Here is a 22,479-nt window from a genome sequence, read left to right as displayed (position 1 = left end):
CGTCTCAGGATGCCCGGCCTGCCGCGCCCGCCCCACCTCCCGCGCCTGCCGCGCCTGCCGCGCCTGCCTCGTCCGCTGGCGCGGGCGCTGGCCGCCGCGTTCGCCGTCGCCGTCCTGGCCGCGATCGTCTGGACGATGTCGCGGCTGGACTGGAGCGTGGTCGGCATCCTGTTCACCCGGCGCGACGCCGGTGAGATCGCCCTGCTGCTCGGCGGCTCGCTGCTGGCGAGCACGGCGGGGCTGTCGCTCGGGTTCCTCGCCTGGCGCGTCGTGCTGCTGGAGCTGGGCCCGCCGGTCAGCGGTCCGCGGGTGGTGCGGATCTTCTTCGTCGGCTTCCTGTCCAAGTACCTGCCCGGACGGGTGCCCGGCATGATCGCCACCGCCAAGGTCGCCACGGTCAACGGCATCACCTTCGGCAGGCTGATGACCACGGCGGCGCTCGTCATGAGCCTGGTGCTGCTGAGCGGGTTCACGGTCGGGCTGCTGGCGGGGGTGCAGATGCTGGGGGCGCGAGCGGCGTGGCTGGCCGTGGCCGCCGTGCTGATCGTGCTCGTCCTGGTGCGCCCGCAACTCGTCAACCAGAGCTCCGCGCTGCTGCTGCGGCTGCTGCGCCGGCCCGCGGCGGCCCGGGCCGCCTCCGTGCGGGGGGTGCGGCTCGCGGTCACCTGGCAGAGCCTGTCGTGGGTGGTCACGGGGCTGCACCTGTGGCCGCTGGCCATCGCGATGGGCGCGCCCGCGTCCCGGTCCCTGCTGCTGTGCGTCGGCGCGTTCACGCTCGCCACCTCGGTGGGCATCGCGGCCGTGTTCATCCCGGACGGGATCGGCGTCCGGGAGGCGGTGCTCACGGCCGCGCTGAGCGTGGTGCTGCCCACCCCGGCCGCCGCGGTGGTGGCCCTGGCCAGCCGGCTGGTCTCCACCGTCAGCGAGGTGCTGCTCGGCGCGGCCGCCCTCGCGATCGCCGAGTACCTCGTCCGCCGCGGCCGGGCCGATCCGCAGGAGGCGCCCCTGCCCGCGGTGTCGCCCCGGCACGGCGGCGGGTGATCGCCGGAACGTGCCGCGCGCCGGCTTCCGCCGCGGTCGCGCGCCCGCCTCCAGCCGCGTGCCGCGCACCGGCCTCCGCCGCGTACAGCATGCCGGCCGAACAGGTCGTGATCTCCGATGCTGTTCACCTGGGTGCTTCGCGGGCAGCGCCCGCCGTTCATCGGCGGGCCCTTGACTGCCCTGGCAGACAGATCGCACTTGGACCGAGGACGTACATGCACCGCAACACCCTCTCCGCCGTCGCGGCGGCCGTGACCCTGCTGGCCGCGGGCGCGACGCCGGCCACAGCGGCGGCCACAGCGGCGGCCACAGCGGCGGCCACGCCGCCCGGCTCCTTCTTCGGCGGGAAGCTGCCGCTGAGCGCCCCGCCGGTGACCACGACGGTGGCGCCCGGCGTGACCCTGACCTCGATGTCGCTCGGCGCCAAGGACGCCGGCGACCACTGGACCGTGCACGTGTACCTGCCGGGCACGATCGACGGGCCGCTCAACACGGCCGGCACCGCCCTGGGCGCGAGGGAGATCGCCGACCGGGTGGCGGCGGCGGTGCGGGAGAAGGGCTTCGAGCCGCGCACCGAGGAGGTCACCACGGCCGCGTTCGCCGACCGCCCCGCCGGGACGCTCGGCTGGACCGTCCGCGTCGGTCAGTACGCCACCAGCGCCGAGGCCGCCACCGCGCTGTCGGCGATCAGGGCGGCCGGCTTCGCGGGCGGCACCCGCTACACCGCCCAGGACGGCACCGACCCGGGGGCCCCGCAGAAGGTGCACGTGCTCCGGGTGGACTTCCGGCAGTTCCGCGGCACGGTCGGCACCGACTTCGGCGCCACGCTGAACGGCACGGAGAAGCTGACCGACCTGGCCGCCGCGGCGGGCGCGCTGGCCGGGATCAACGCGCAGTGGTTCTACAACAGCGCGCCGGGCGGCATGTACGTCAAGGACGGCAGGCTGATCGGCTCCGCCACCCAGGGCCGCGCCGGGATCAAGATCACCAAGGGTGGGCGCGCGGTGGACGTGGACACGTACACGGCCCGCGTCACCCTGCGGGCCGGCCGGGACAGCGTCGAGATCGACGGCGTGAACCGGGTGCCCGGCGAGATCTGGAACTGCGGCGGAGTGGGCGGCGACCTGCCCACCGAGAAGCCGCAGCACGACCTCAAGTGCACGGACGCGAGCGAGCTCGTGCTGTTCACCCCCGAGTGGGGCACGCCGCCCGCCGGCGCGGGAGCCGAGGCCGTGCTGGACGCCCGCGGCACGGTCACCGCGGTGAACCCCTCGCGCGGCACCGCCGTGCCCGCCGGCGGCTCCGTCGTCCAGGCCATCGGCGACAGCGCGGCATGGCTGCTGGAGCACGCCGAGGCGGGCGAGCGGCTCAAGGTGAGCGAGCGCGTCGAGGACGGCAGGGGCCGGCGGGTGGCGCTGACCCCCGACACCACGATCCTCCAGGTCGGCCCCTCCCTCGTACGGGACGGCCGGGTGTCGGTGAACGCGGCGGCCGACGGCGTGATCCGGGAGGGCAGCGATCAGACGTTCACCTACAACTGGACCGTCCGCGCCAACCCCCGCTCCATGATCGGGATGGACTCCCGGGGGCGGCTCATGCTGGTGGTCGTGGACGGGCGGCAGGACGGGTACAGCGAAGGGCTCGGGGTGGCGCAGACGGCCGAGCTGATGAAGCTGCTCGGGGCCCGGGAGGCGATGAACCTCGACGGTGGCGGGTCGAGTGTCATGGTCACGTCGGGCGGCGGGATCGTGAACAGGCCGTCGGACGCGGCGGGCCAGCGGTCCCTGGGGAACGTCATCCTGGTCAGGCCGTAACCGCACAGGGCCGGCAGGCCGCACGCTGGAGGACCTTGCTGTGAGCGGGGTCCTCCCTTCGCGTTGCATGACAGCGCTGTCTTGACAGCGGGTCCCCCGGGTGAAACTTTCGTACCAGATCGGGGTTGACAACGTTGTCAGATTATTGGTACTGGCCTGCCGACCTGCGGAAAGGTCCCCGATGAAGCGATCCGTCCTGACAGCACTCTTATCCCCTCTCCTCGCCCTCGCCCTCGCGGCTCCCGCCACCGCCGCACTCACCGCGCAGAAAGGTCCGGAGCCCATTCCCAACCCAGGCCCTTCGGGCACCCCCTCCCCCGGCCCGTCCTACAGCCCGCCGCCCGGCCCGGAAGCGGCCGAGCCGGCTCCGCCCGCCGGTGAGGCGCGCAGGGCCGCGCGTGACGGCCAGGAACTGGCCAGAGCGGAAGGCGCGGCCTTCGCCACCTCCTTCGAGGACGGCGACCCGCAGCCGACCTGGCTCAACACCGCCGAGAAGGCCCAGAACGTCACCGGGACCCTGCCCGGCGGCATCGAGGGCAGCGTCACCGACAAGATCGCCCAGGTGCGGGCGAGCGGCGAGCACGCGGCCGCGGGCGAGGTGAAGGAGAACCTGGCCGACACCGACGCCAACACCAAGTGGCTGGTGTTCACCGGCACCGGCTGGGCGCGGTACGACCTGTCCGAGCCCGTCGCGGTCGTGCACTACGCGCTGACCTCCGCCGACGACGCCCCCGAGCGCGACCCGCGCGACTGGGAGCTGCAGGGCTCGCACGACGGCCAGGCCTGGACCACCCTCGACGCCCGCGCCGGCGAGACCTTCACCGCCCGCCACCAGCGCAAGGAGTACCGCTTCGGCAACACCACCGCGTACGCCCACTACCGGCTGAACGTCACCCGCATCGGCGAAGGCTCGACCCTGCAGCTCGCCGAGTGGGAGCTGTCGGACGGCGGCAGCGGCCCCCGCCCGCCCAGCGACATGCGCAGCCAGGTGGGCACGGGCCCGACGGGCGGATACGTCTCCAAGCCGCGCGCCGGCTTCACGGGGCTGCGGGCCCTGCAGTACGCGGGCGCCACCACCTCCGCGTCCGGCGGCCGTTCCCTGAACAAGGTGTTCGAGGTGGACCTGCCGGTGACGTCCACCACGGAGCTGTCGTACCTGGTCTTCCCCGAGTTCACGGCGGCCGACCTGCGCTATCCCAGCACGTACGTCTCGGTGGACCTGGCCTTCGACGACGGCACCCGCCTGAGCGACCTGAAGGCGGTGGACCAGCACGGCGTCCGGCTGGCCGCGCGGCAGCAGGGCGAGTCCAGGACCCTCTACGCCGGCCAGTGGAACTTCAAGCGCGCCGAGATCGGCCGGGTGGCCAGGGGCAAGCGGATCACCCGCATCCTGGTGTCCTACGACAGCCCGGCGGGCATGGCCGGGTTCCGGGGCTGGGTGGACGACATCAGGATCGTCTCCGAGCGCAGGCGGCAGCCGTACGAGGGGCGCGCGCCGCACAGAAGCCTCTCCGACCACGTGGTCACCACCCGGGGAACGCACTCCACCGGCGGCTTCTCCCGGGGCAACAACTTCCCGGCCACCGCGGTCCCGCACGGGTTCAACTTCTGGACCCCGATGACCGACGCGGGCTCGACGAGCTGGCTGTACGAGTACCACCGCGCCAACAACGCCGCCAACCAGCCGGAGATCCAGGCGTTCACCGCCAGCCACGAGCCGAGCCCGTGGATGGGCGACCGGCAGACGTTCCAGTTCATGCCGTCGGCGGCCGAGGGCGCGCCGGACCCGTCGCGCACCGCCCGCGCGCTGCCCTTCCGGCACGAGCGCGAGGTCGCGCGCCCGCACCTGTACGCGGTCACGTTCGACAACGGGATCACGACCGAGCTCGCCCCGGCCGACCACGCGGCGCTGGCCCGCTTCACGTTCCCGGGCTCCTCGGCGAAACTGATCTTCGACAACGTGAACAACAGCGGCGGCCTCACGCTCGACGTCGCCGCCGGGGTGGTCACCGGCTACTCCGACGTACGCAGCGACCTGTCCACGGGCGCCACCCGGATGTTCTTCCACGCCGTCTTCGACCGCCCGGTCACCGGCGGCGGCAGGCTCACCGGGCAGGGCCGCGACAACGTGCTCGGCTACCTCGCCTTCGACGCCGGCCCGTCGCGCACGGTGTCCATGCGCATCGCCTCCTCGCTGATCAGCGTGGAGCAGGCGCGCAGGAACCTGGAGCTGGAGATCGCCGCCTCCGACACGCTGGAGTCGGTCAGCGAGCGGGCGCGCCGGGCGTGGGACGCCAAGCTCGGCGTCATCGAGGTGGAGGGGGCGAGCAGGGACCAGCTCGTCACGCTCTACTCCAACCTGTACCGGCTGTTCCTGTATCCGAACTCGGGCTTCGAGAACACCGGCACGGCCGCCGCGCCGGTGTACCGGCACGCCGTGCAGTCGGCGACCGCCACCCCGCCCAGCACGCCGGCCGAGACGGGCGCGCGGGTGGCGGACGGGAAGGTGTACGTCAACAACGGCTTCTGGGACACCTACCGGACGACGTGGCCGGCGTACGCGCTGCTCACGCCGCGGGCCGCCGGTGAGATGGCGGCCGGGTTCGTCCAGCAGTACCTGGACGGCGGCTGGATCTCGCGCTGGTCGTCGCCGGGGTACGCCGACCTGATGGTCGGCACCAGCTCCGACGTGGCCTTCGCCGACGCGTACCTGAAGGGGGTGCCGGGGTTCGACGCCGAGGCCGCGTACGCCGCCGCGGTCAAGAACGCCACGGTCGTGCCGCCCAGCCGGAACGTGGGCCGCAAGGGCCTGGCCACGTCCGCGTTCCTCGGGTACACGACCGTCCAGTCCACCGGCGAGGCGATGTCGTGGGCGATGGACGGCTACATCAACGACTTCGGCATCGCGAACATGGCCAGGGCCCTGGCCGGGCGCTCCACGGGCGCGAAACGGGCCCGCTACCTGGAGGAGTACGAATACTTCCGGGACCGGGCGCTCAACTACGTGCACCTGTTCGACCCGGCGACGGGCTTCTTCCAGGGCAGGAACGCCGACGGGTCGTTCCGCCGCAAGCCGGGCGCGTACGACCCGCGTACGTGGGGCTTCGACTACACCGAGACGAACGGCTGGAACATGGCCTTCCACGTCCCCCAGGACGGCCGCGGCCTGGCCAACCTGTACGGCGGCGCCGGCAGGCTGGCGGACAAGCTGGACACGTTCTTCGCCACGCAGGAGACGGCGCTGTTCCCCGGCTCGTACGGCGGCGTCATCCACGAGATGCGCGAGGCCAGGGACGTGCGCATGGGCCAGTACGGGCACAGCAACCAGCCCTCGCACCACATCGCCTACATGTACGACTACGCCGGCCAGCCGTGGAAGACGCAGGCCAGGGTGCGCGAGGCGCTGTCGCGGCTGTACCTGGGCAGCGAGATCGGCCAGGGCTACCCGGGCGACGAGGACAACGGGGAGATGTCGGCGTGGCAGGTGTTCGGCGCGCTGGGCTTCTACCCGCTGCAGATGGGCAGCCCGTACTACGCGATCGGCTCGCCGCTGTTCGAGAAGGCGACGGTGCGGCTGGAGAACGGCAGGAAGCTGGTCGTCAGGGCGCCGGGCAACAGCGAGCGCAACGTCTACGTGCAGGGGCTGAAAATCAACGGCAGGCCGTACGGCAGGACGTACCTGCCGCACGACCTGATCGCCGAAGGCGGCGAGCTGGTGTTCGAGATGGGGCCGAGGCCGTCGCGATGGGGCACCGGCCCCGACGCCGCGCCGCCCTCGATCACCCGCGACGACCGCGTCCCCGCGCCGCTGCGCGACGTCACGGGCCCGGGCCGCGGCACGGCGTCCGGCGCGGGCGGCGCCGACGTGGGCGCGCTGTTCGACGACAGCTCGGCCACCCGGGCGGCGCTGCCCGAGTGGGTCCGCTACGACCTGCCCGCCGAGCGGCGGGTGAGCTTCTACACGCTCACCTCGGGCGCGCAGGAGGGCCAGGACCCGGCGGGCTGGGTGCTGGAGGGCTCCAAGGACGGCCAGGCGTGGCAGGTGCTCGACGAGCGATCCGGCGAGAGCTTCCCGTGGCGGTTGCAGACCCGGCCGTTCAGGATCGCCAAGCCGGGGGCGTACGAGCACTACCGGGTCAGGTTCACCGGCGCCGGCGGGGCGTCGCTGGCCGAGATCGAGCTGCTCGCCCCGGCGCGGGCGGAGACGTCTCCGCTGGTCGTCGATGCCGAGGGGGCGTTCGCCGCGCCCGGGGAGACCGTGACGCTGCCGGTGACGGTGGCCAACCACGCCGATCGGCCCGCCGGCGGCGAGCTGACCGCGACGGGGCCGCAGGGCTGGGCCGTCCAGCCGGGCTCCGCCCCGTTCGGGCCGCTCGCGGCCGGCGCGTCGCAGGTGGTGCCGTTCCAGGTGACGGTGCCGGCCGCGGCGGCTCCCGGCAGCCATCCGGTACGGCTGTCGGCGGTCTCCGGGCTGGGCACGACGAGCGGGCAGGTGGCGGTCACGGTGGTGGGCGACACCGTGGAGTTCACGCCCGGCACCCCGGCCGAGGAGCCCTGGCTGTTCGACGAGGACGGCTCGCAGCTCGACGGCACGGTCCACGACGGGCGGGCCCGCTTCACCGACGGCGACAGCCACGCCGTCTACCGGTTCGAGCTGCCGGCCGGGGCGAGCGCGGGCTCGCTGACGCTGGACATCGGCAACCAGTTCCTGGTGCAGGTCTCGCCTGACAACCAGAGCTGGCGGACGGTGCTGCGGGAGGACGCGAACGTGCGCGACCTGTCCAACCGGCAGCAGCGGACCGTCGAGGTCGGCGGCGGGCGCACGTTCTACCTGCGCCTCGCGGACAGCCGGCCGCAGGACGGCTGGGGCGCCTGGCTGGCCAGAGTACGCCTGGAGGTGCAACGCCCGGCCGGCTGACCCCTACGGCGCCCGGCCGGCTGACCCTTGTAGCGCCCGGCCGGGTGCCCCTCAAGGCGCCCGGCCACCTGGCCTGATGTTGCCCTGGGCGCTCTCGTGGCCCAAGGGCGGCACCGCGCGTGCGGTCATGCCAGCCGCTCGCCGATCTCCTTCAGCTCCGCGTTCTGCACCTGGATGATCTTCCCGGCCAGCTCCAGCGTGGGCCCGTGCCTGCCGGACTTCCGCACGGTCTCGGCCATCATCACGCCGTGGTGCAGGTGCTCCGACAGCGCCCTGAGCCACGCGCCGTCGAAGGCGTCGCCCTCGGGCAGGTCCGCCCCCATGGCGGCGACCGGTTTCACCGGCACCGTCTCGTTCCAGGACCGCAGCCAGGACTCCATCATCGCGATGTCCGCCCGCTCCTCCGGGATGAGCTTCCCGGCGAGGTCGCGCACGTACGAGCTGCCCGCCCGCCCGGCCGCCGCCTCGGCGAGCTGGATCGTCTGCTGGTGATGCGTGATCATCTCCTGGTTGAAGGTCACGTCCGCCTGCGCGTACGCCTTCTCCGTCTCCGCCGCCGCGGCGCAGCCCGCCGCCAGCAGCAGGCCGAGCAGCGCCACCCTTGCCGTCTTCCACCGCATGTGGTGAGGTACGCACGCCACCTTCCGGCGGTTCGGCCGGACACTCTCTGTAGCCATATGATTGCCCGATGTCACCTCTCTGGCGGGGCGCGATCCTGCCGATCCTCCTCACCGGGGCGCTCCTGCCCGCCTCCCCCGCCCGGGCCACGACCGGGCCCGGGGGCTACGCCGTGCACGGCATCGACATCTCCGGGCACAACCATCCGGGGGAGCAGCCGATCGACTGGCGGGCGCTGGCGGCGAGCGGGCAGAAGTTCGTCTCCATCAAGGCCACCGAGGGCCATCGGAGCAAGTGGGTGAACCCCTGGTTCGCCCGCGATCTGGCCGGCGCGCGCCGCGTGCGGCTGATCCGCACCGCCTACCACTACTTCCTGCACCACCAGGACGGCGTCGCGCAGGCCGATCACTTCCTGAGCACGGTGCGCGGGCACGGCCTCGACGGCACTCATCCGTACGAGCTGCCGCTGGAGGTGGACGTGGAGGGCGCGTGCGGCGCCGAGCCCGCCGTCCTGGTCAAGCGGGTGCTGGCCTTCATCGGCCGGGTCGAGAGCGTGACCGGCGTCGCGCCCACCGTGTACACGCAGAGGAGCTTCGTCGACCGGTGCATGGCGGGCAGCACCGCGCTCGGACGGCACCGCGTCCGGCTGGCCCGCTACGGCCGGACCCCGCCGGCGCCTCTCCCCGGCGCGACGGGCTGGGACTTCTGGCAGTTCACCAGCTCCGCCAGGGTGGCGGGGCTGCCGGACCACGACGTGGACGAGAACGTGTTCGCGGGCGACCTGGCGGCCCTCGAACGCCTGGCCAACCTCGCCCCCTGACGCGCTCGCCGCCCAAGGAGCCGTCATCGGGTAGACCGCGATCATGGCGGCCACGTCGCGCTCTCCGGCACCCGTGCCCGGGTGACCGCCCGCGCCGCCTGCACCGAGCGGCTGCCCGGCGACCGCTTCGAGCAGCACGTGGCGCCGGACGAGCGGGCGACACGCGATGCCCTCCACTGCCGCAACACTACCGACTGCTACTCTCCGTTATAGATTGCTCACTTTTCGTATAGCGGGGAGCTCTTGTGAAGGTCGCGTGCGTCGGCGGCGGGCCCGCCAGCCTGTACTTCTCGATCCTGATGAAACGGGTGGACCCCGCCCACGACATCACCGTGTACGAACGCAACCCGGCCGGCTCGACGTACGGCTGGGGCGTGACGTACTGGGACGAACTGTTCGGCTACCTGCACGACGTCGATCCCGAGTCGGCCCGCGAGATCAGCGCGAGCTCGGCCCGCTGGGACAGCTGGGTCGTGCACCTGCACGAGCGCGCCACCGTCACGGTGGGGCACGGCGACAAGGGGTTCGGCATCAGCCGGCGGCGGCTGCTCGCCATCCTCGCCGAGCGGGCCGAGTCCCTCGGCGTGCGCGTCGAGTACGAGCACGAGATCGCCGCCGAGGAGGACGTGGCCGACGCCGACCTGATCGTGGCCGGGGACGGCGTCAACAGCCGGCTGCGCGAGCGGCACGCCGAGCACTTCGGCACCGAGGTCGCGGTCGGGCGCAACCCGTACGTGTGGCTCGGCACCACCAAGGTGCTCGACTCCTTCACCTTCGCCTTCGTCGAGACGGAGCACGGCTGGATCTGGTGCTACGGCTATCCGTACAGCGGGGAGCACAGCACGTTCATCGTCGAGTGCGCGCCCGACACGTGGCGGGGGCTCGAGCTCGACGTGGCGAACGAGGCCGACGGCCTGGCCCACCTGGAGAAGCTCTTCGCGGAGGTGCTGGACGGGCATGCGCTGATCGGCCGCACGCAGGCCGACGGCGGCCCGCACTGGCAGCACTTCCGCACCCTGACCAACCGCACCTGGCACCGCGGCAACCTCGTCCTGCTCGGGGACTCCGCGCACACCACCCACTACTCGATCGGCGCCGGCACCGCGCTGGCGCTGGGCGATGCCGCCTACCTGGTGGACGCGCTGCACGCGGAGCCGGAGCTGGAGGACGCCCTGGCCGGGTACGAACACGAGCGCATGACCGCGATCCGGCCCTCCCAGCGGGCGGCCCGGCGCAGCTCCCAGTGGTACGAGCACGTCCCCAGGTACGTCGACCGGCCGCCCAGGGAGATGATCGCGCTGCTGAACCAGCGGCACTCCGCGCTGCTCCCGCATGTGCCGCCGCGCCTGTACTACTGGGTCGGCAGCACCGCCGCCACGATCTCCGGGCTCGGCTCGCGGCTGTTCAGGCGGGGCTGAGACCGCGCCTCACGACGGCTCAGCCGGGCGTGGCGCGCCCGCGCTCCGCTCCCGGCTCGGGCGGTGGCACGCCGCCCGGCGGCGGCGCGGCGGTGTGGTGATCGGCCGCGGCGGCCTGACCTGGGGGAACGGACTGGACCAGCTCCTGCCGGGCGATGAACGTGTCGATCAGCGAGAGCAGCATGGCCACCACCGGCACGGCCAGCAGCGCCCCCACCGCCCCGAACAGCGACGCCCCCAGGATCACGCCCGCGAACGCCACCCCGGGATGGATGTCCACCGACCTGCCGCTGATCCGCGGCTCCAGCGTCAGGTTCTCCACCTGCTGGTACAGCACGCCCCAGCCGAGCGCGGCCAGCCCGATCCACGGCCGGGGCGACACGAGCCCGACCACGACGGGCAGCACGATGGCGATGTAGGTGCCGATGGTGGGCACGAACTGCGCCACCAGCCCCGTCCACAGCCCGAGCGCGAGCCACGACGGCATGCCGAGCGCCAGGAACACCACGGTGGACGCGACGGCGTTGACGGTGGCCAGCAGGAGCCTGGCCCACACGTACCCGCCGGTCTTGACCAGCGACACGTCCCAGACGGTGAGGAAGACGCGCTGGAGGTTCGCGGGCATGAGCCGGGCGAGCCACACGCGCAGCCGGGGCCCGTCGGCGGAGAGGTAGAAGATCAGCAGCAGCAGCGTGAACAGGTTGACGATCGCGCCGGTGAGGGTGCCGAGCAGGCCCAGGACGTTGCCGAGCACGTCCTGGGCGTACTGGGCGGCCTGCTGCGGGGTGAGGTTGAGCGAGGAGAGGATGTCGGCGATCTGGTAGTTGGTGCCGAACCGCTCGTTCACCCAGGCGACGGCGCCGGTGAGGATGTCGGGCAGCTCCCGCACCAGGACGGCGACCTGCTCCGCCAGCAGGCTCCCGAACAGGTACAGGAAGATCGCCGAGACGAGCAGGAACGCCACCATCACCAGCAGCGCCGCCGCGCCGCGGCGCATGTGGCGGGCCAGCCGGCCCACGGCGGGCTCCATGGCCAGGGAGATGAACCAGGCCATCACCACCACGACGATCAGCCCGCCCGCGTCGGCCAGCACGAAGCGGGCGAAGAGCACCACGGCGATGACCGCGACGACGGCGAGCGCGGCCCGCCACACGTTCGCGGGTGAGAGCAGCACCCGCACGACGTGGGGCTCTTGCTGCTGCGTCATGTGCCCTCCCGGTGCCGGGGCGATCAGCGACAGGTACGTGGCCCTGCGCAGCGTACGCGGTGGACCAGGGGACTGCCCAGTCTTGATCGGAATGAACCCGGCGGCGGCTCAGGCGGCGAGGAAGTCGTCGATCATGGAGGCGAGCCATTCCGCGCGGTGCACGAGCGTGACGTGAGTGGTGCCGGGCAGCACGGCCAGCCGCGCGGCCGGCAGCCCCGCCTGGTCGCCGGCCACCCCGCCGCCCCGCAGGCGGAACGTCTCCACGGCGTGCTCGGGGCGGATGATGTCGGAGTCTCCGATGACCACCATCGTGGGCGCCTCGATCGAGCGCACCTCCCCGGCCGTGGGCTCGACGAGGTCGCGCATGAGGGCGCTCACCTTCTCGCACAGCACGGGGAAGTCCTCGGGCCGGGGCGCGAGCTGCAGGTACTCGTCGTGGAAGGGCGAGCCGTGCAGGTGCTCGGGCCGGATGCTCCCGAAGCCCTCGGACAGGCCGGGGTGCAGGCCCTCCGGGGTGAAGGAGAACGAGGCCAGGATGAGCTTGCGGACGAGGTCCGGCCGCTCCTGCGCGACGTGGAAGGCGATGCTGGAGCCCAGGCTGTAGCCGAGCAGGTCGGCCCGCTCGACGCCGAGGTGGCCGAGGAGCGCGGCCACGTCGCCGGCGAGGAGCTGGGGCGACAGGGGGCGGTCGATGTCGGCGGTGCGGCCGTGGCCCTGGATCTCGACGGCGATCACCTTACGGCTCTTGGCCAGGTGCGGCAGCAGCATGCCGAACGAGGTGCCGATGCCGGAGAAGGAGCCGTGGATGAGGACCAGCGGGTCGCCGGCGCCGTGGACCTCGTAGTACATGTCCAGGCCGTTGACGGGGGCGTAACCGCTCGTGTGGTTCGTCATGTGCCCATGGTGGGCGGCCGCGCTTACGCTCTTCTTCTGGTTCCCTTCCGCTCGTCATAGTAGAACGGAACCCTACGTTCCCTTACAATGCGGAGTATGAGCAGCGCACCCATGAGCGGCCGCAAGGCGCAGGCGGCACGCAACGACGAGTTGATCCTCCAGGCGGCGCGGGCGGTCTTCACCGCCGAGCCCGGCGCCCCCATCGCGGCCGTGGCCGAGAAGGCGGGCGTCGGGATCAGCGCGCTGTATCGCCGCTACCCCAGCAAGGAGGCGCTGCTGCAGAAGCTGTGCGGCGACGGGCTACGGCTCTACGTCGAGGTCAGCGAGCGGTCGCTGACCGACGGCGGGGACCCGTGGGAGGCGTTCGCCGGATATCTGCGCGGCATCGTGGACGCCGACTCCAGCTCGCTGACGATCAAGCTGGCGGGCACGTTCACGCCGACGGAGGAGCTGCACACGCTCGCCGCCAGGGCCTCGGCCCTGGCGGTCGAGGTGCACGGCCGGGCGGTGGCGGCGGGCGTGCTGCGGCCGGACGTGACGGTGGCCGACATCGCGCTGCTGTTCGAGCAGCTCGCCTCGATCAAGCTGGGCGGCGAGGAACGCGCCTCCCAGCTCCGCCACCGTTACCTGACGCTGATGATGGACTCCATGCGCGTCCCCCCGGCCCACCGCGAGCTGCCCGGCCCCGCGCCGCGGGACGAGGAGCTCGGCGTCCGCTGGGTGCCGCACGGCTAGTCCTCGCCGGCCTTCCAGTGGAACAGGTACGACATCAGGAAGCCGAGCAGCCCGGCCACCCCGGCCGACACGGTCATCGCCGTGCCGAGCGCCGACACCGCGCCGGAGACCAGGCCGGGGCTGCCGGCGGCCAGGCCGACGGCCTGGGTGAGCACCAGGGCGACGCCGAGCGCGAGGAACAGCACGAGGCCGATCTTGAACAGGACCATGGTGAGGCTCTTCATGACGGGGGCTCCTCTCAGATCGGCAGCACGCCGGTGGCGACCAGCACGCCGAGGACCAGGGTCGGGATGACGAACCAGACGATCAGCCGGCCGAACGTCCTGGCCGGGTCCACCTGGGCGATGCCGCTGGCGATGTAGATCGGGGCCGCTCCCGGCGGGGACGCACCCTCGGTCGAGGCGAAGATCATGATGGCGGTGGCCGCGGCGGCAGGGGCGACCCCGGCCGCGGTCAGCGCGCTGAACGCCACCCCGCCGACGGCGGCGATCGTGGCGGTGCCGGTCAGCGGCGCGGCGATGACGACGAGCAGCAGGCCGACCAGGGTGGCGATGACCACGGCGGGCGCGTCCAGCCCCTGCAGGATCGCGGTGAGCTGGTCGACCAGGCCCAGCTCGCCCAGGCTGGCCGCGGCGGCGAAGGCGAAGAACAGGGTCGCGCCGATGACGGCGTACCTGGGGGCCATCTCGCCGAGCAGCTCGCTCCAGGCGCGGCCGGTGCGCGGCAGCCGCTTCCACGCCACCGCGAACGTGGCCAGCACGGTCAGCACCGGGATCCACACGATGATGCTGATGTCGCCGGCCGCCTCGCCGACCCGCGACTCCATCAGCGCCACCCCGAAGTCCAGCGTCATCAGCACCGGCACGAGGATGCCCGCGTACACCAGCAGCGACGTCCACCCGGCGCGCAGCGCGGCCCGCAGCGGCACGATGTCGGCGGCGTCGGTGGCGGCGATGCCGTGCCTGCGCACCCACACGAACACCACCACGAAGCGGTAGGCCACCGTCCACAACCCGCCGATGAGGGCGGGCACGAAGAGCTGGTCGGCGGTCAGCACGGGCGCCACGGCGGCCGAGCCGAGCAGCAGGAACATCGACGAGCTCGGCGGGATCGAGATGCCCAGCCCGGCGTTGCCCGCCACCAGCGAGGCGGCCAGGTCGGGGCGCCAGTTCGAGCGGATCATCCAGGGGATGGTGACGGAGCCGACGGAGGCGGAGATGCCGGAGCCCGACCCGGAGGGGCCGCCCAGCAGCGCGGAGGCCGAGGTCGAGACGTACCCCGCGCCGCCGCGCAGCCTTCCGAAGATCGAGTTCAGTACGGCGACCTGCTCCTGGATGAGGCCCAGCCTGGTGAGCAGGTAGCCCATGAAGACGAAGGCCAGGGCGGCGAAGACGACCTCCTCGGCCATCGCGTCGGCGATGCCCGCCCACGCCAGGTCGAGGAAGCTCGTGCCGCCGAAGAGGCACACGCCCGCGAAACCGATGAGCATCGCCTCACCGATGTTGCGTTTCAGCACGCCGTTCCAGACGACGATGATGGTGATGTAGGCGATGAGCGCCCATACGGCGATTCCCATGGCGAATGACCTCCAATGGGGGGTTGTGCTGGGGGTGAACGGCCTGCCGGCCGGTGGTCAGGCGCCGGTTTCCGGCGGGGGCTGGGACGGGCCGGCCAGGCGGCGGGCCAGCTCGACGGTGCGGCGGGCCCTGACGACGATCGGGGCGTCCACGAACCGGCCGTCGGGCAGCGCCACCGCGCCGACGCCCGCCTGCTCGGCCCGCTCGGCCGCGGCCACGATCTCGGCGGCCCTGGCGGCCTCCTCCTCCGTCGGCCGGAACGCCCGCCTGATCACGGGGATCTGGCGCGGGTGGATGGCGGTCCTGCCGAACAGCCCGAGCGCGCGGCCCGCCCGGCAGGAGGCGAGCAGCCCGGCCTCGTCCTTGACGTCGGGGTAGACGGACATGGGCACCGGCGGCAGCCCGGCCGCGGCGGCGGCCAGGACGACCTGGAGCCTGAGGTGGTTCATGGCCTGCTCGTCGGTGATGGCCAGCTCGGCGGCCAGGTCCTGCTCGCCGAGCGCGACCCCCGCCACGCGCGGGTGCGCGGCGATCTGCCCGGCCGCGACGATCCCGGCCGCCGACTCCAGCAGCGCGTACGCGGGCGCGCCGGTGAGCGCGTCGAGCACGGCCGCCGACTCGACCTTCGGCAGCCGTACGGCGTCGGCCAGGTCCCCGACGGCGGCCAGGTCGTCGCGCCCGCGGTCCGTGGCGGGATCGTTGACCCGCACGTGCACCTCGGCGCCACCGCCGCCGCGGCGCTCGCGCAGGTAGGCGACCGCGTTCCGGCGGGCCTCGTCCTTCCTCACGGGCGCGACGGCGTCCTCCAGGTCGATGATGACCACGTCGGCGCCGGACGCCATCGCCTTGCCGAACCGCTCGGGCCGGTCGCCGGGCACGTACAGCCAGGTCACGGGCGGCAGCGGGCTCACGCGATCACCCCGTCCTCGCGCAGGGCGGCGATCCGCTCGGCGGGGTAGTCCAGCTCGCCGAGCACCTCGTCGGTGTCCCGGCCGAGAGCCCGGCCCGGCCACCGGATCTCGCCGGGCGTGGCGGACAGGCGGAACATGACGTTCTGCATGGTGAGGGTGCCGAACTCGTCGTCGGGCACCTCCACGAACGTGTCGAGCGCCGCGTACTGGGGGTCCTCGGCCAGGTCGGTGACGTCGTAGATGGGCGCGACCGCGGCCTGCACCTCCTCGAACCTGGCGATGACCTCCGCGGCGTCCCGTTCGGCGATCCAGGAGGCGACCGCCTCGTCCAGCTCGTCCACGTGCTGCACCCGGCCGTGCCCGCTGGCGAACCACGGCTGCTCGACCAGGTCGGGCCGCCCGACGAGGGTGACCACGCGCTCGGCGATGGGCTGCGCGCTGGTGGAGATGGCCAGCCAGCGGCCGTCGCGGGTGCGATAGGTGTTGCGCGGCGCGTTGCTGCTGGAGCGGTTGCCGGTGCGCTGCTGCACGATGCCGAGCGCCTTGTAGATGCTCATCTGCGGCCCGAGCAGCCCGAGGATCGGCTCGATGATCGCCATGTCGATGACCTGCCCGCGCCCGGTCTGCTCGCGGGCGTGCAGGGCGACCATGACGGCGTACGACATGGCCAGGCCCGCGATGCCGTCGGCCAGGGCCAGCGGCGGCAGCGTGGGCGGCCCGTCGGGCTCGCCCGTCATGGCCGCGAAGCCGCTCATGGCCTCGGCCAGCGTGCCGAAGCCGGGCCGCTTGGCCATCGGCCCGAACTGCCCGAAGCCGGTCATCCGCGCCACGATCAGTCGCGGGTTGAGCTCCAGGAGGTCCCTCGGGTCGAGGTTCCAGCGTTCGAGGGTGCCGGGGCGGAAGTTCTCGATCAGCACGTCGGACCGCTCGGCCAGGCGGCGCAGGATCTCCTGCCCCTCGGCCCGCGACAGGTCCACGGCCGCGGCGCGCTTGTTGCGCGACAGCGTCTTCCACCACAGGCCGGCGGCGCCGTGCCCGCGTGAGGGGTCGCCCCGGCGCGGGTGCTCGATCTTGATCACGTCGGCGCCGAAGTCGCCCAGCATCATGGCGGCGGAGGGACCGGCGAACAGCGTCGCCGCGTCGATGACCCGCAGGTCAGCGAGGCTCGTCATGGGTATGTAACTTATAAGAAATATGTCATAGGTCAAGAGCGTGGCCGTTCTGCGAGACACTTGAGGACATGTCACCCACCGAGCCCCGGCCGCCCATGAGCAAGGCCGAGTACGTCTACAGCGTGCTGCTGGAGGAGATCCGCTCCGGCCGGATCCCCGGGGGCACCGCCCTGCGCGCCGGGGAGGTCGCCAAGCGGCTGGGGGTGTCGGTCACGCCCGTGCGCGAGGCGCTGCGCAGGCTCGAGAAAGACCGGCTGATCAGCTACGAGGCCCACCACGGCGCGACCGTGGTGGACCTGGGCGACGAGGCGCTGGCCGAGTACTACGGGGTGCGCGCGGTCGTCGAGGGCCTGGGGGCGCGGCTGGCGGCGGCCAGGATCACCGCGCAGGAGCTGGCGGAGCTGCGCGAGCTGCACGCCTCGATGGCCGAGGACGCCGCGCGGGGCAGGCACGACCGGCTCGGCGAGCAGAGCAGGCGCTTGCACCTGCGCATCGTCGACATCGGCGGCCCCGCCTTCCTGGGCGCGCACGCCCGGTCGGTGCGCAACAGCTTCCCCGTGCCCGCCGAGGCGTCACTGTGGCTGGACGAGACGCAGGTCAAGGCGCAGCTGGAGGCGCACGAAGGCATCCTGACGGCACTGGAGTCGGGCGACGCGGAGACGGCCGAACGCATCATGATCGACCACGTGCGCCGCGCCGGGGAGTTCCGCCAGCACCACTGAGCGGTCAGTGCGGCAGCGTGGCGCGGACCCCGTCGAGCACGTCGGGGGTGGACTCCACGGGCAGCGCCGACAGCGACAGCCGCGCGAACGCCTGCTGGTGCTCCTCGACCCGCCGCCGGTCCTCGACGACGATCGGGGCGTGCAGCAGGTGCAGCACCAGCGCGTCCGGCCGCTCCTGCTGGGGGAAGCGCAGCAGCGTGAACGGCGGCCCCTGGTAGAGGTAGCCGCTCTCGCTGACGGGCCGGGCGACCTGCACGGCCAGGTGCGGCTGCCTGGCGGCCTTGGTGAGCGCGTCGAGCTGGGCCAGCCGGTCCTCCGTCCGGCCCAGCGGCGGGTCGCTCAGCGCCGCCCGGTCGAGCACCGCCCACAGGTGCGGCCCCTGGTGCCGGTCGAGCACCCGCTGCCGCACCGCCACCAGCTCGGCCGCGCCGGCCGCCTGCTCGTACGTGGCTCCGGCGGGCAGCCCGGCCAGCGCGGCGGACAGCGCGTACGCCGGGGTCTGCAGCAGCGCGGGCACCTGCATCGGGCAGTACGTGTAGATGATCTGCGCCTGGTCCTCCATCTCCAGGAACGCCGACAGCGCCAGCGGCACGCCAGGGGCGTCGTACCAGCCGGGCACCCGCTCCTCCCGCAGCAGCGACAGCAGCCGCGGCGAGTGCTCGCCGTGGCCGTACAGCTCCAGGAGCGTGCGCACGGTGGCCTCGCGCGGCGCCACCAGGCCGTGCTCGATCCGGAAGATCGTGGAGGTGTTGAGCCCCGCGGCGTCCGCCGCGGACTTCATCGACAGCCTGGCCGCGGCGCGCAGGGAGCACAGCCGGGCCGCGACAACGCTTAACTGCATACGTCTGTCACAACCATCGATGACAAATATCAGCGTTTACACCTGGTCTATTGAAACCGAGTGACGGGTGTTGCACGATGGCCACTCTAGTGCTCGGACACGTCGTGCATACGCCAATCGGAAAGGCAGAGAAACTGTGGCGGACGCGTGGATACTCCATCCCGACTACCGGACTCCTCCGGCCCCCACAGACCTCGGCCTCACCCCCGGACCATGGCGGCACCCTGACGGGGGCCAGATCATGAACGGCACCTACGAGCGGCCCCTGGCCAAGCGCCGGGTCGAGGTCGTGACCGTCTGGTACGGCCACGCGCTGAGCCACTGGCGCGGCCCCCGCATGCCGCGCTTCAGCAGCCCGATGGTGTCGGCCTGGAACCCGGTGCTGGCACAGGGCCTGTCCGTCGATCCGCACGCCCCGGCGCCCTACCGCGACGAGCTGTGGTGCGACCGGTGGATAGCCGAGGCGCTGCTGTACGCGCGCAAGCCGTACGGGGCCTTCACGCTGCCCGCCGACGAGGCGATGCGCTGGTTCGCCAAGAGCGGCGGCACGAACCTGGTCTACCACGCCCAGCTCGACGGCGAGCTGGTGCGGGTGGTGGCGGGCACGTCGGAGAAGTACGCGCAGCTCTTCGACCTCGACGCGCTGATCGCCGACTACCGCGAGGCGCTGCCGAAGGAGCTGGCGGAGCGGGAGGCGCAGGCCCTGGACGAGCACCGCGCCTGCTCCCCCGCGCTGAACTACGTGCTCACCGAGAACGCCGAGGCGCTGTTCGCGCAGGCCTCCCTGTCGGTGCGCGGCCTCACGCTCGGCTACCCGCCGCGGGAGACGGCGGCCCGGATCATCTCGGAAGCCGCCCAGTGAGCGAGCCCGGGATCAAGGGCATCCTGTTCGACCTCGACGGCACCCTGTTCGACCATCGCGGCGCCGCCGACGCCGGCATCACGGCGTGGGTGGCGGGCCGGTTCCCCGGCCATCCGCGGCTGGCCGAGGCGCCGGCGATCTGGGCCGCGCTGGAGGGGCCGTACCTGGCGATGTGGCAGGCGGGGCGGTGCTCGGTGCAGGAGCAGCGGCGGCTGCGGCTGGCCGCGCTGTGCGCGGAGCTGGCCGTGCCCGTGCCCGGCGACCTGGACGCCGCGTACGCGGGCTTCACCGAGCTGTACCGGCGGCACTGGGCGGCGTTCCCGGACGTGACCGCGGCGCTGGCGGGGCTGGACGGGTTCGCGCTCGGGGTGCTGACCAACGGCACGCTGCCGATGCAGGAGGCGAAGGTGCGTGCGATCGGGCTGGCGGGGCTGGTCGGGCCGGTGCTGACGGGCGAGGTCCTGGGCGGGCACTTCAAGCCCGCGCCCGCCTGCTACACCGGGGCCGCGGCGGCGCTGGGGCTGGCGCCGGAGGAGGTGCTGCTGGTGGGCGACGACGTGGAGAACGACGTGACGGGGCCCGCGGTGACCGGGATGCGCTCGGTCTGGCTGGACCGGCTCGCCTCCGGGCCGACCCCGCCCGCGGGTTTCCCCCGCATCACGTCGCTGACGGAGCTGCCGCCGCTCGTCGCGCGCTGACCGCCATCACCTCACCGGCCGATCCGCCGCGGCTCGTCGCGCGCTGACCGCCATCACCGCGAGGGCGGCCAGGACGAGGGCGGCGCCGGCGTACAGGGGCGCGGTGTAGCCGAGACCGGCGCTGATGGCCAGGCCGCCGAGCCAGGCCCCCAGCGCGTTGCCGACGTTGGAGGCCGACACGTTGGCGCTGGCGGCGAGCGGGACGCCGCCCGCGTAGTCGGTCACCCGGGTGATCATGCCGGGGACGCCGGCGAAGCCGAACAGGCCCAGCAGGAAGACCAGCACCACCGCCGCGGCGGCGTAGGCGGCCAGCGCCCCGAACGCGATCAGCGTCACGGCGAGCCCGGCCAGGGAGCCGATCAGCGTGCGGTCCCGGTCGCCGTCCGCGGCCCGCCCGCCGGCCAGGTTCCCGATCACCAGGCCGGTGCCGTACACGACGAGCAGCCAGGCGACGTCGGCGGCGGCGAAGCCGGTGACGTGCGTGAAGGTGTAGGCGATGTAGCTGAACGCGCCGAACATGCCGCCGTACCCCAGCGCGGTGGCCGCCAGCGTCAGCCACACCTGCCCGGAGCGGAACGCGTGGAGCTGCGCCCGCAGCCCGCGCAGGCCGGTCGCCGCCGCGGGATGCGTGCGGTCGGCAGCGCCCGCCCAGCCCGGCACCAGCGCCGCGATGGCCACCAGGGCGACGACCCCGATCGCGGTGATCGCCCAGAACGTGGCCCGCCAGGTCCAGCGCTCGCCGATCAGCGCGCCGAACGGCACGCCCAGGACGTTGGCGAGCGTCAGCCCGGCGAACATCACCGCCACCGCCCGCGACGCCCGCTCCGGCGGCACCATGCGCCGGGCGACGAGCGAGCCGATGCCGAAGAACGAGCCGTGGCACAGGGCGGCGACGACGCGCCCGAGCAGCATCATCGGATACCCGGCCGCGACGGCGGACAGCAGGTTGCCGGCGACGAACAGCGCCACCAGCCCGACGAGGACCGGCTTGCGGGGCAGCCCGCCGGTGGCGGCGGTCACCACGATCGCGCCGGCGGCGACGCTCAGCGCGTACCCGGAGATCAGCCATCCGGCCGCGGCCTCGGAGACGTCCAGGCTCCGGCTCACCTGCGGCAGCAGGCCCGCGATCACGAACTCGGTCAGGCCGATCCCGAAACTGCCGAGGGTCAGTGCGATGAGCCCGGCGGGCATGCGTCCGGTGCCGTTCGCCCGATTCGTCATCCGGACATCATCCAGCAGCGGACCGGGTGGCCTGATCGCGGGGCGCTTGATCGTCTTCACGTCGGCTCGCAACCATGGAGTATCCGGGCCGGGGCGACAAGGTGGTCACCTATCGCGCGCCCCGCTGACGCGGCTATCTTCGGGTACAGCGGTCCCGCGCCCGGAGGTGCCCGATGGTGGTGATCGTCGCGGTCGTGCTCGCCCTCGGCCTGGTGGCCGTCGTGGTGCTCGTCCTGCTGGAGTGCCTGGTGCGCCGGCCGCTCCGGCACGGGGAGAAGGGCGCGATCACCGGTGGCGCGTACGAGCTGGCGGTGCTGATCAAGGGGCGCCGGTCGCTGGCCGAGACGGCGATCACCGCGCTGGTCAGGCGCAACGCCGTCCGCGAGTCCCGGTCGGGCCTGTGCGCCGCGGTCCCCGGGGCCGCCGCCGTGCATCCGGCCGAACGCCTCGTGCTCGGCTTCCTGGCCGGCCGGGCGGGCCGCGCCACCCGCCGGGAGATCGCGGAGGCGCCGGGCTGGCCGCCGCTGGAGAGCCGGATGCGCGCCGAGCTCGGGCGGCGCGGGCTGCTGCGTCCCGGCTGGATGTCGTGGCCGCTCACGCTGTCGGCGTTGACGTTCCTGCCGGTGTTGTGCGCGAACGTCGCCACGTTGATGCTCGCGCTGGACACGGCCGGTGACCTGCTGACAGGAAAGCCGGCGGCGGCGTGGGCGCGGCTCGGGCAGTGGTGGCCTGCGCTGGTCGCGCCGCCGCTCACCGTGGTGTTCTGGATGGTCATCGAGTGGATGTGGACGCCTCACGGTGGCACGACGCGGGCGGGCGAGGCGGCCTATCGCGAGGTCCTGGCCGCGCATCCGGACCATGACGGCAGCCTGGAGTCGTACGTGATCCGGGGCGAGCGCCCGCCCGAGACCGTGCCGGCGCCCGCCCCGGTACGCGGCGGGGCGGACGACGACGGCGACGCCGACACGGGCGGCGACGGCGGGTGCGGATGCGGCGGCGGGGACGCCTGA

At 73.1% G+C, this 22,479-nt stretch carries 19 protein-coding genes; 10 read left to right on the top strand and 9 right to left on the bottom strand.

From position 1 onward, the window contains the following. Positions 1–9 precede the first annotated feature (9 nt). The 3 genes from HD597_RS12365 (at position 10) to HD597_RS12355 (ending at position 7,773) form a co-directional block, all read left to right on the top strand. A complete protein-coding gene (locus tag HD597_RS12365; RefSeq protein WP_253742161.1) occupies positions 10–1,041 on the top strand; it encodes a lysylphosphatidylglycerol synthase domain-containing protein in 1,032 nt (343 codons plus the stop codon). Positions 1,042–1,256: 215 nt separating this feature from the next. Then, positions 1,257–2,855 (top strand): phosphodiester glycosidase family protein, encoded by a 1,599-nt coding sequence (locus HD597_RS12360; protein WP_253742160.1) that lies wholly within the window; start codon positions 1,257–1,259, stop codon positions 2,853–2,855. A 181-nt stretch (positions 2,856–3,036) separates the two neighbouring features. Then, positions 3,037–7,773: a GH92 family glycosyl hydrolase gene (locus tag HD597_RS12355; RefSeq protein WP_253742159.1), complete on the top strand. Its 4,737-nt coding sequence runs from the start codon at positions 3,037–3,039 to the stop codon at positions 7,771–7,773. Positions 7,774–7,898: 125 nt separating this feature from the next. Here the strand turns inward: HD597_RS12355 and HD597_RS12350 are convergent, their stop codons facing one another. Then, positions 7,899–8,393, bottom strand: a complete 495-nt coding sequence (locus HD597_RS12350) for a DUF305 domain-containing protein (RefSeq protein ID WP_253742158.1) — start codon at positions 8,391–8,393, stop codon at positions 7,899–7,901. Between the two features lie 68 nt (positions 8,394–8,461). On the opposite strand from HD597_RS12350, the gene HD597_RS12345 reads away from it, so the two are divergent. Both HD597_RS12345 and HD597_RS12340 read left to right on the top strand, forming a co-directional pair. Then, positions 8,462–9,211 (top strand): glycoside hydrolase family 25 protein, encoded by a 750-nt coding sequence (locus tag HD597_RS12345; RefSeq protein WP_253742157.1) that lies wholly within the window; start codon positions 8,462–8,464, stop codon positions 9,209–9,211. A 245-nt stretch (positions 9,212–9,456) separates the two neighbouring features. Continuing rightward, the gene (locus HD597_RS12340; protein ID WP_253742156.1) at positions 9,457–10,629 is read left to right on the top strand and encodes an FAD-dependent monooxygenase; all 1,173 of its coding nucleotides are present in this window, start codon (positions 9,457–9,459) and stop codon (positions 10,627–10,629) included. A gap of 19 nt (positions 10,630–10,648) precedes the next feature. On the opposite strand, the gene HD597_RS12335 is transcribed toward HD597_RS12340, so the two are convergent. Next, positions 10,649–11,836: an AI-2E family transporter gene (locus HD597_RS12335; protein WP_253742155.1), complete on the bottom strand. Its 1,188-nt coding sequence runs from the start codon at positions 11,834–11,836 to the stop codon at positions 10,649–10,651. A gap of 108 nt (positions 11,837–11,944) precedes the next feature. Then, the gene (locus HD597_RS12330) at positions 11,945–12,730 is read right to left on the bottom strand and encodes an alpha/beta fold hydrolase (protein WP_253742154.1); all 786 of its coding nucleotides are present in this window, start codon (positions 12,728–12,730) and stop codon (positions 11,945–11,947) included. A 96-nt stretch (positions 12,731–12,826) separates the two neighbouring features. Between HD597_RS12330 and HD597_RS12325 the strand changes: the two genes are divergently transcribed. Further along, on the top strand, positions 12,827–13,465 hold the full coding sequence (locus HD597_RS12325) for a TetR/AcrR family transcriptional regulator (RefSeq protein ID WP_253742153.1): 639 nt from the start codon (positions 12,827–12,829) through the stop codon (positions 13,463–13,465). Here HD597_RS12325 and HD597_RS12320 read toward each other — a convergent pair. Genes HD597_RS12320 through HD597_RS12305 form a run of 4 tightly spaced genes read right to left on the bottom strand, consistent with a single transcriptional unit; the run spans position 13,462 to position 17,125 of the window. Next, positions 13,462–13,689 carry a hypothetical protein gene (locus tag HD597_RS12320; protein WP_253742152.1) on the bottom strand — a complete coding sequence of 76 codons (228 nt, stop codon included), beginning with the start codon at positions 13,687–13,689 and terminating at the stop codon, positions 13,462–13,464. The genes HD597_RS12325 and HD597_RS12320 overlap by 4 nt on opposite strands. 14 nt (positions 13,690–13,703) lie before the next feature. Continuing rightward, positions 13,704–15,041 (bottom strand): TRAP transporter large permease subunit, encoded by a 1,338-nt coding sequence (locus HD597_RS12315; protein WP_253742151.1) that lies wholly within the window; start codon positions 15,039–15,041, stop codon positions 13,704–13,706. A gap of 57 nt (positions 15,042–15,098) precedes the next feature. After that, positions 15,099–15,953, bottom strand: coding sequence for an HpcH/HpaI aldolase/citrate lyase family protein (locus tag HD597_RS12310; RefSeq protein WP_253742150.1), 855 nt, complete (start codon positions 15,951–15,953; stop codon positions 15,099–15,101). Then, entirely contained in the window at positions 15,950–17,125 is a 1,176-nt protein-coding gene (locus HD597_RS12305) for a CaiB/BaiF CoA transferase family protein (protein ID WP_253742149.1), read from the bottom strand. Before HD597_RS12305 ends, HD597_RS12310 begins: the two co-directional genes overlap by 4 nt. Positions 17,126–17,193: 68 nt before the next feature. Between HD597_RS12305 and HD597_RS12300 the strand changes: the two genes are divergently transcribed. Further along, entirely contained in the window at positions 17,194–17,847 is a 654-nt protein-coding gene (locus tag HD597_RS12300; RefSeq protein WP_253742148.1) for a GntR family transcriptional regulator, read from the top strand. A 4-nt stretch (positions 17,848–17,851) separates the two neighbouring features. Here HD597_RS12300 and HD597_RS12295 read toward each other — a convergent pair whose 3' ends face one another. Then, complete coding sequence (locus HD597_RS12295) at positions 17,852–18,688, bottom strand: helix-turn-helix domain-containing protein (RefSeq protein ID WP_253742147.1); 837 nt, start codon at positions 18,686–18,688, stop codon at positions 17,852–17,854. Between the two features lie 241 nt (positions 18,689–18,929). On the opposite strand from HD597_RS12295, the gene HD597_RS12290 reads away from it, so the two are divergent. Together HD597_RS12290 and HD597_RS12285 are read left to right on the top strand one after the other, a co-directional pair. Further along, positions 18,930–19,550 carry a hypothetical protein gene (locus HD597_RS12290; protein ID WP_253742146.1) on the top strand — a complete coding sequence of 207 codons (621 nt, stop codon included), beginning with the start codon at positions 18,930–18,932 and terminating at the stop codon, positions 19,548–19,550. Next, positions 19,547–20,248, top strand: a complete 702-nt coding sequence (locus tag HD597_RS12285; RefSeq protein ID WP_253742145.1) for an HAD family hydrolase — start codon at positions 19,547–19,549, stop codon at positions 20,246–20,248. Before HD597_RS12290 ends, HD597_RS12285 begins: the two co-directional genes overlap by 4 nt. A 6-nt stretch (positions 20,249–20,254) precedes the next feature. Here the strand turns inward: HD597_RS12285 and HD597_RS12280 are convergent, their stop codons facing one another. Next, complete coding sequence (locus tag HD597_RS12280) at positions 20,255–21,469, bottom strand: MFS transporter (protein ID WP_253742144.1); 1,215 nt, start codon at positions 21,467–21,469, stop codon at positions 20,255–20,257. A 173-nt stretch (positions 21,470–21,642) separates the two neighbouring features. Here HD597_RS12280 and HD597_RS12275 point away from each other — a divergent pair, with 173 nt between their 5' ends. Continuing rightward, entirely contained in the window at positions 21,643–22,479 is an 837-nt protein-coding gene (locus tag HD597_RS12275; protein ID WP_253742143.1) for a TIGR04222 domain-containing membrane protein, read from the top strand.

This window comes from Nonomuraea thailandensis, assembly GCF_024172165.1.
GTDB classification, from domain to species: Bacteria; Actinomycetota; Actinomycetes; order Streptosporangiales; family Streptosporangiaceae; genus Nonomuraea; species Nonomuraea thailandensis.
This window is presented reverse-complemented; position numbering and strand designations above follow the sequence as displayed.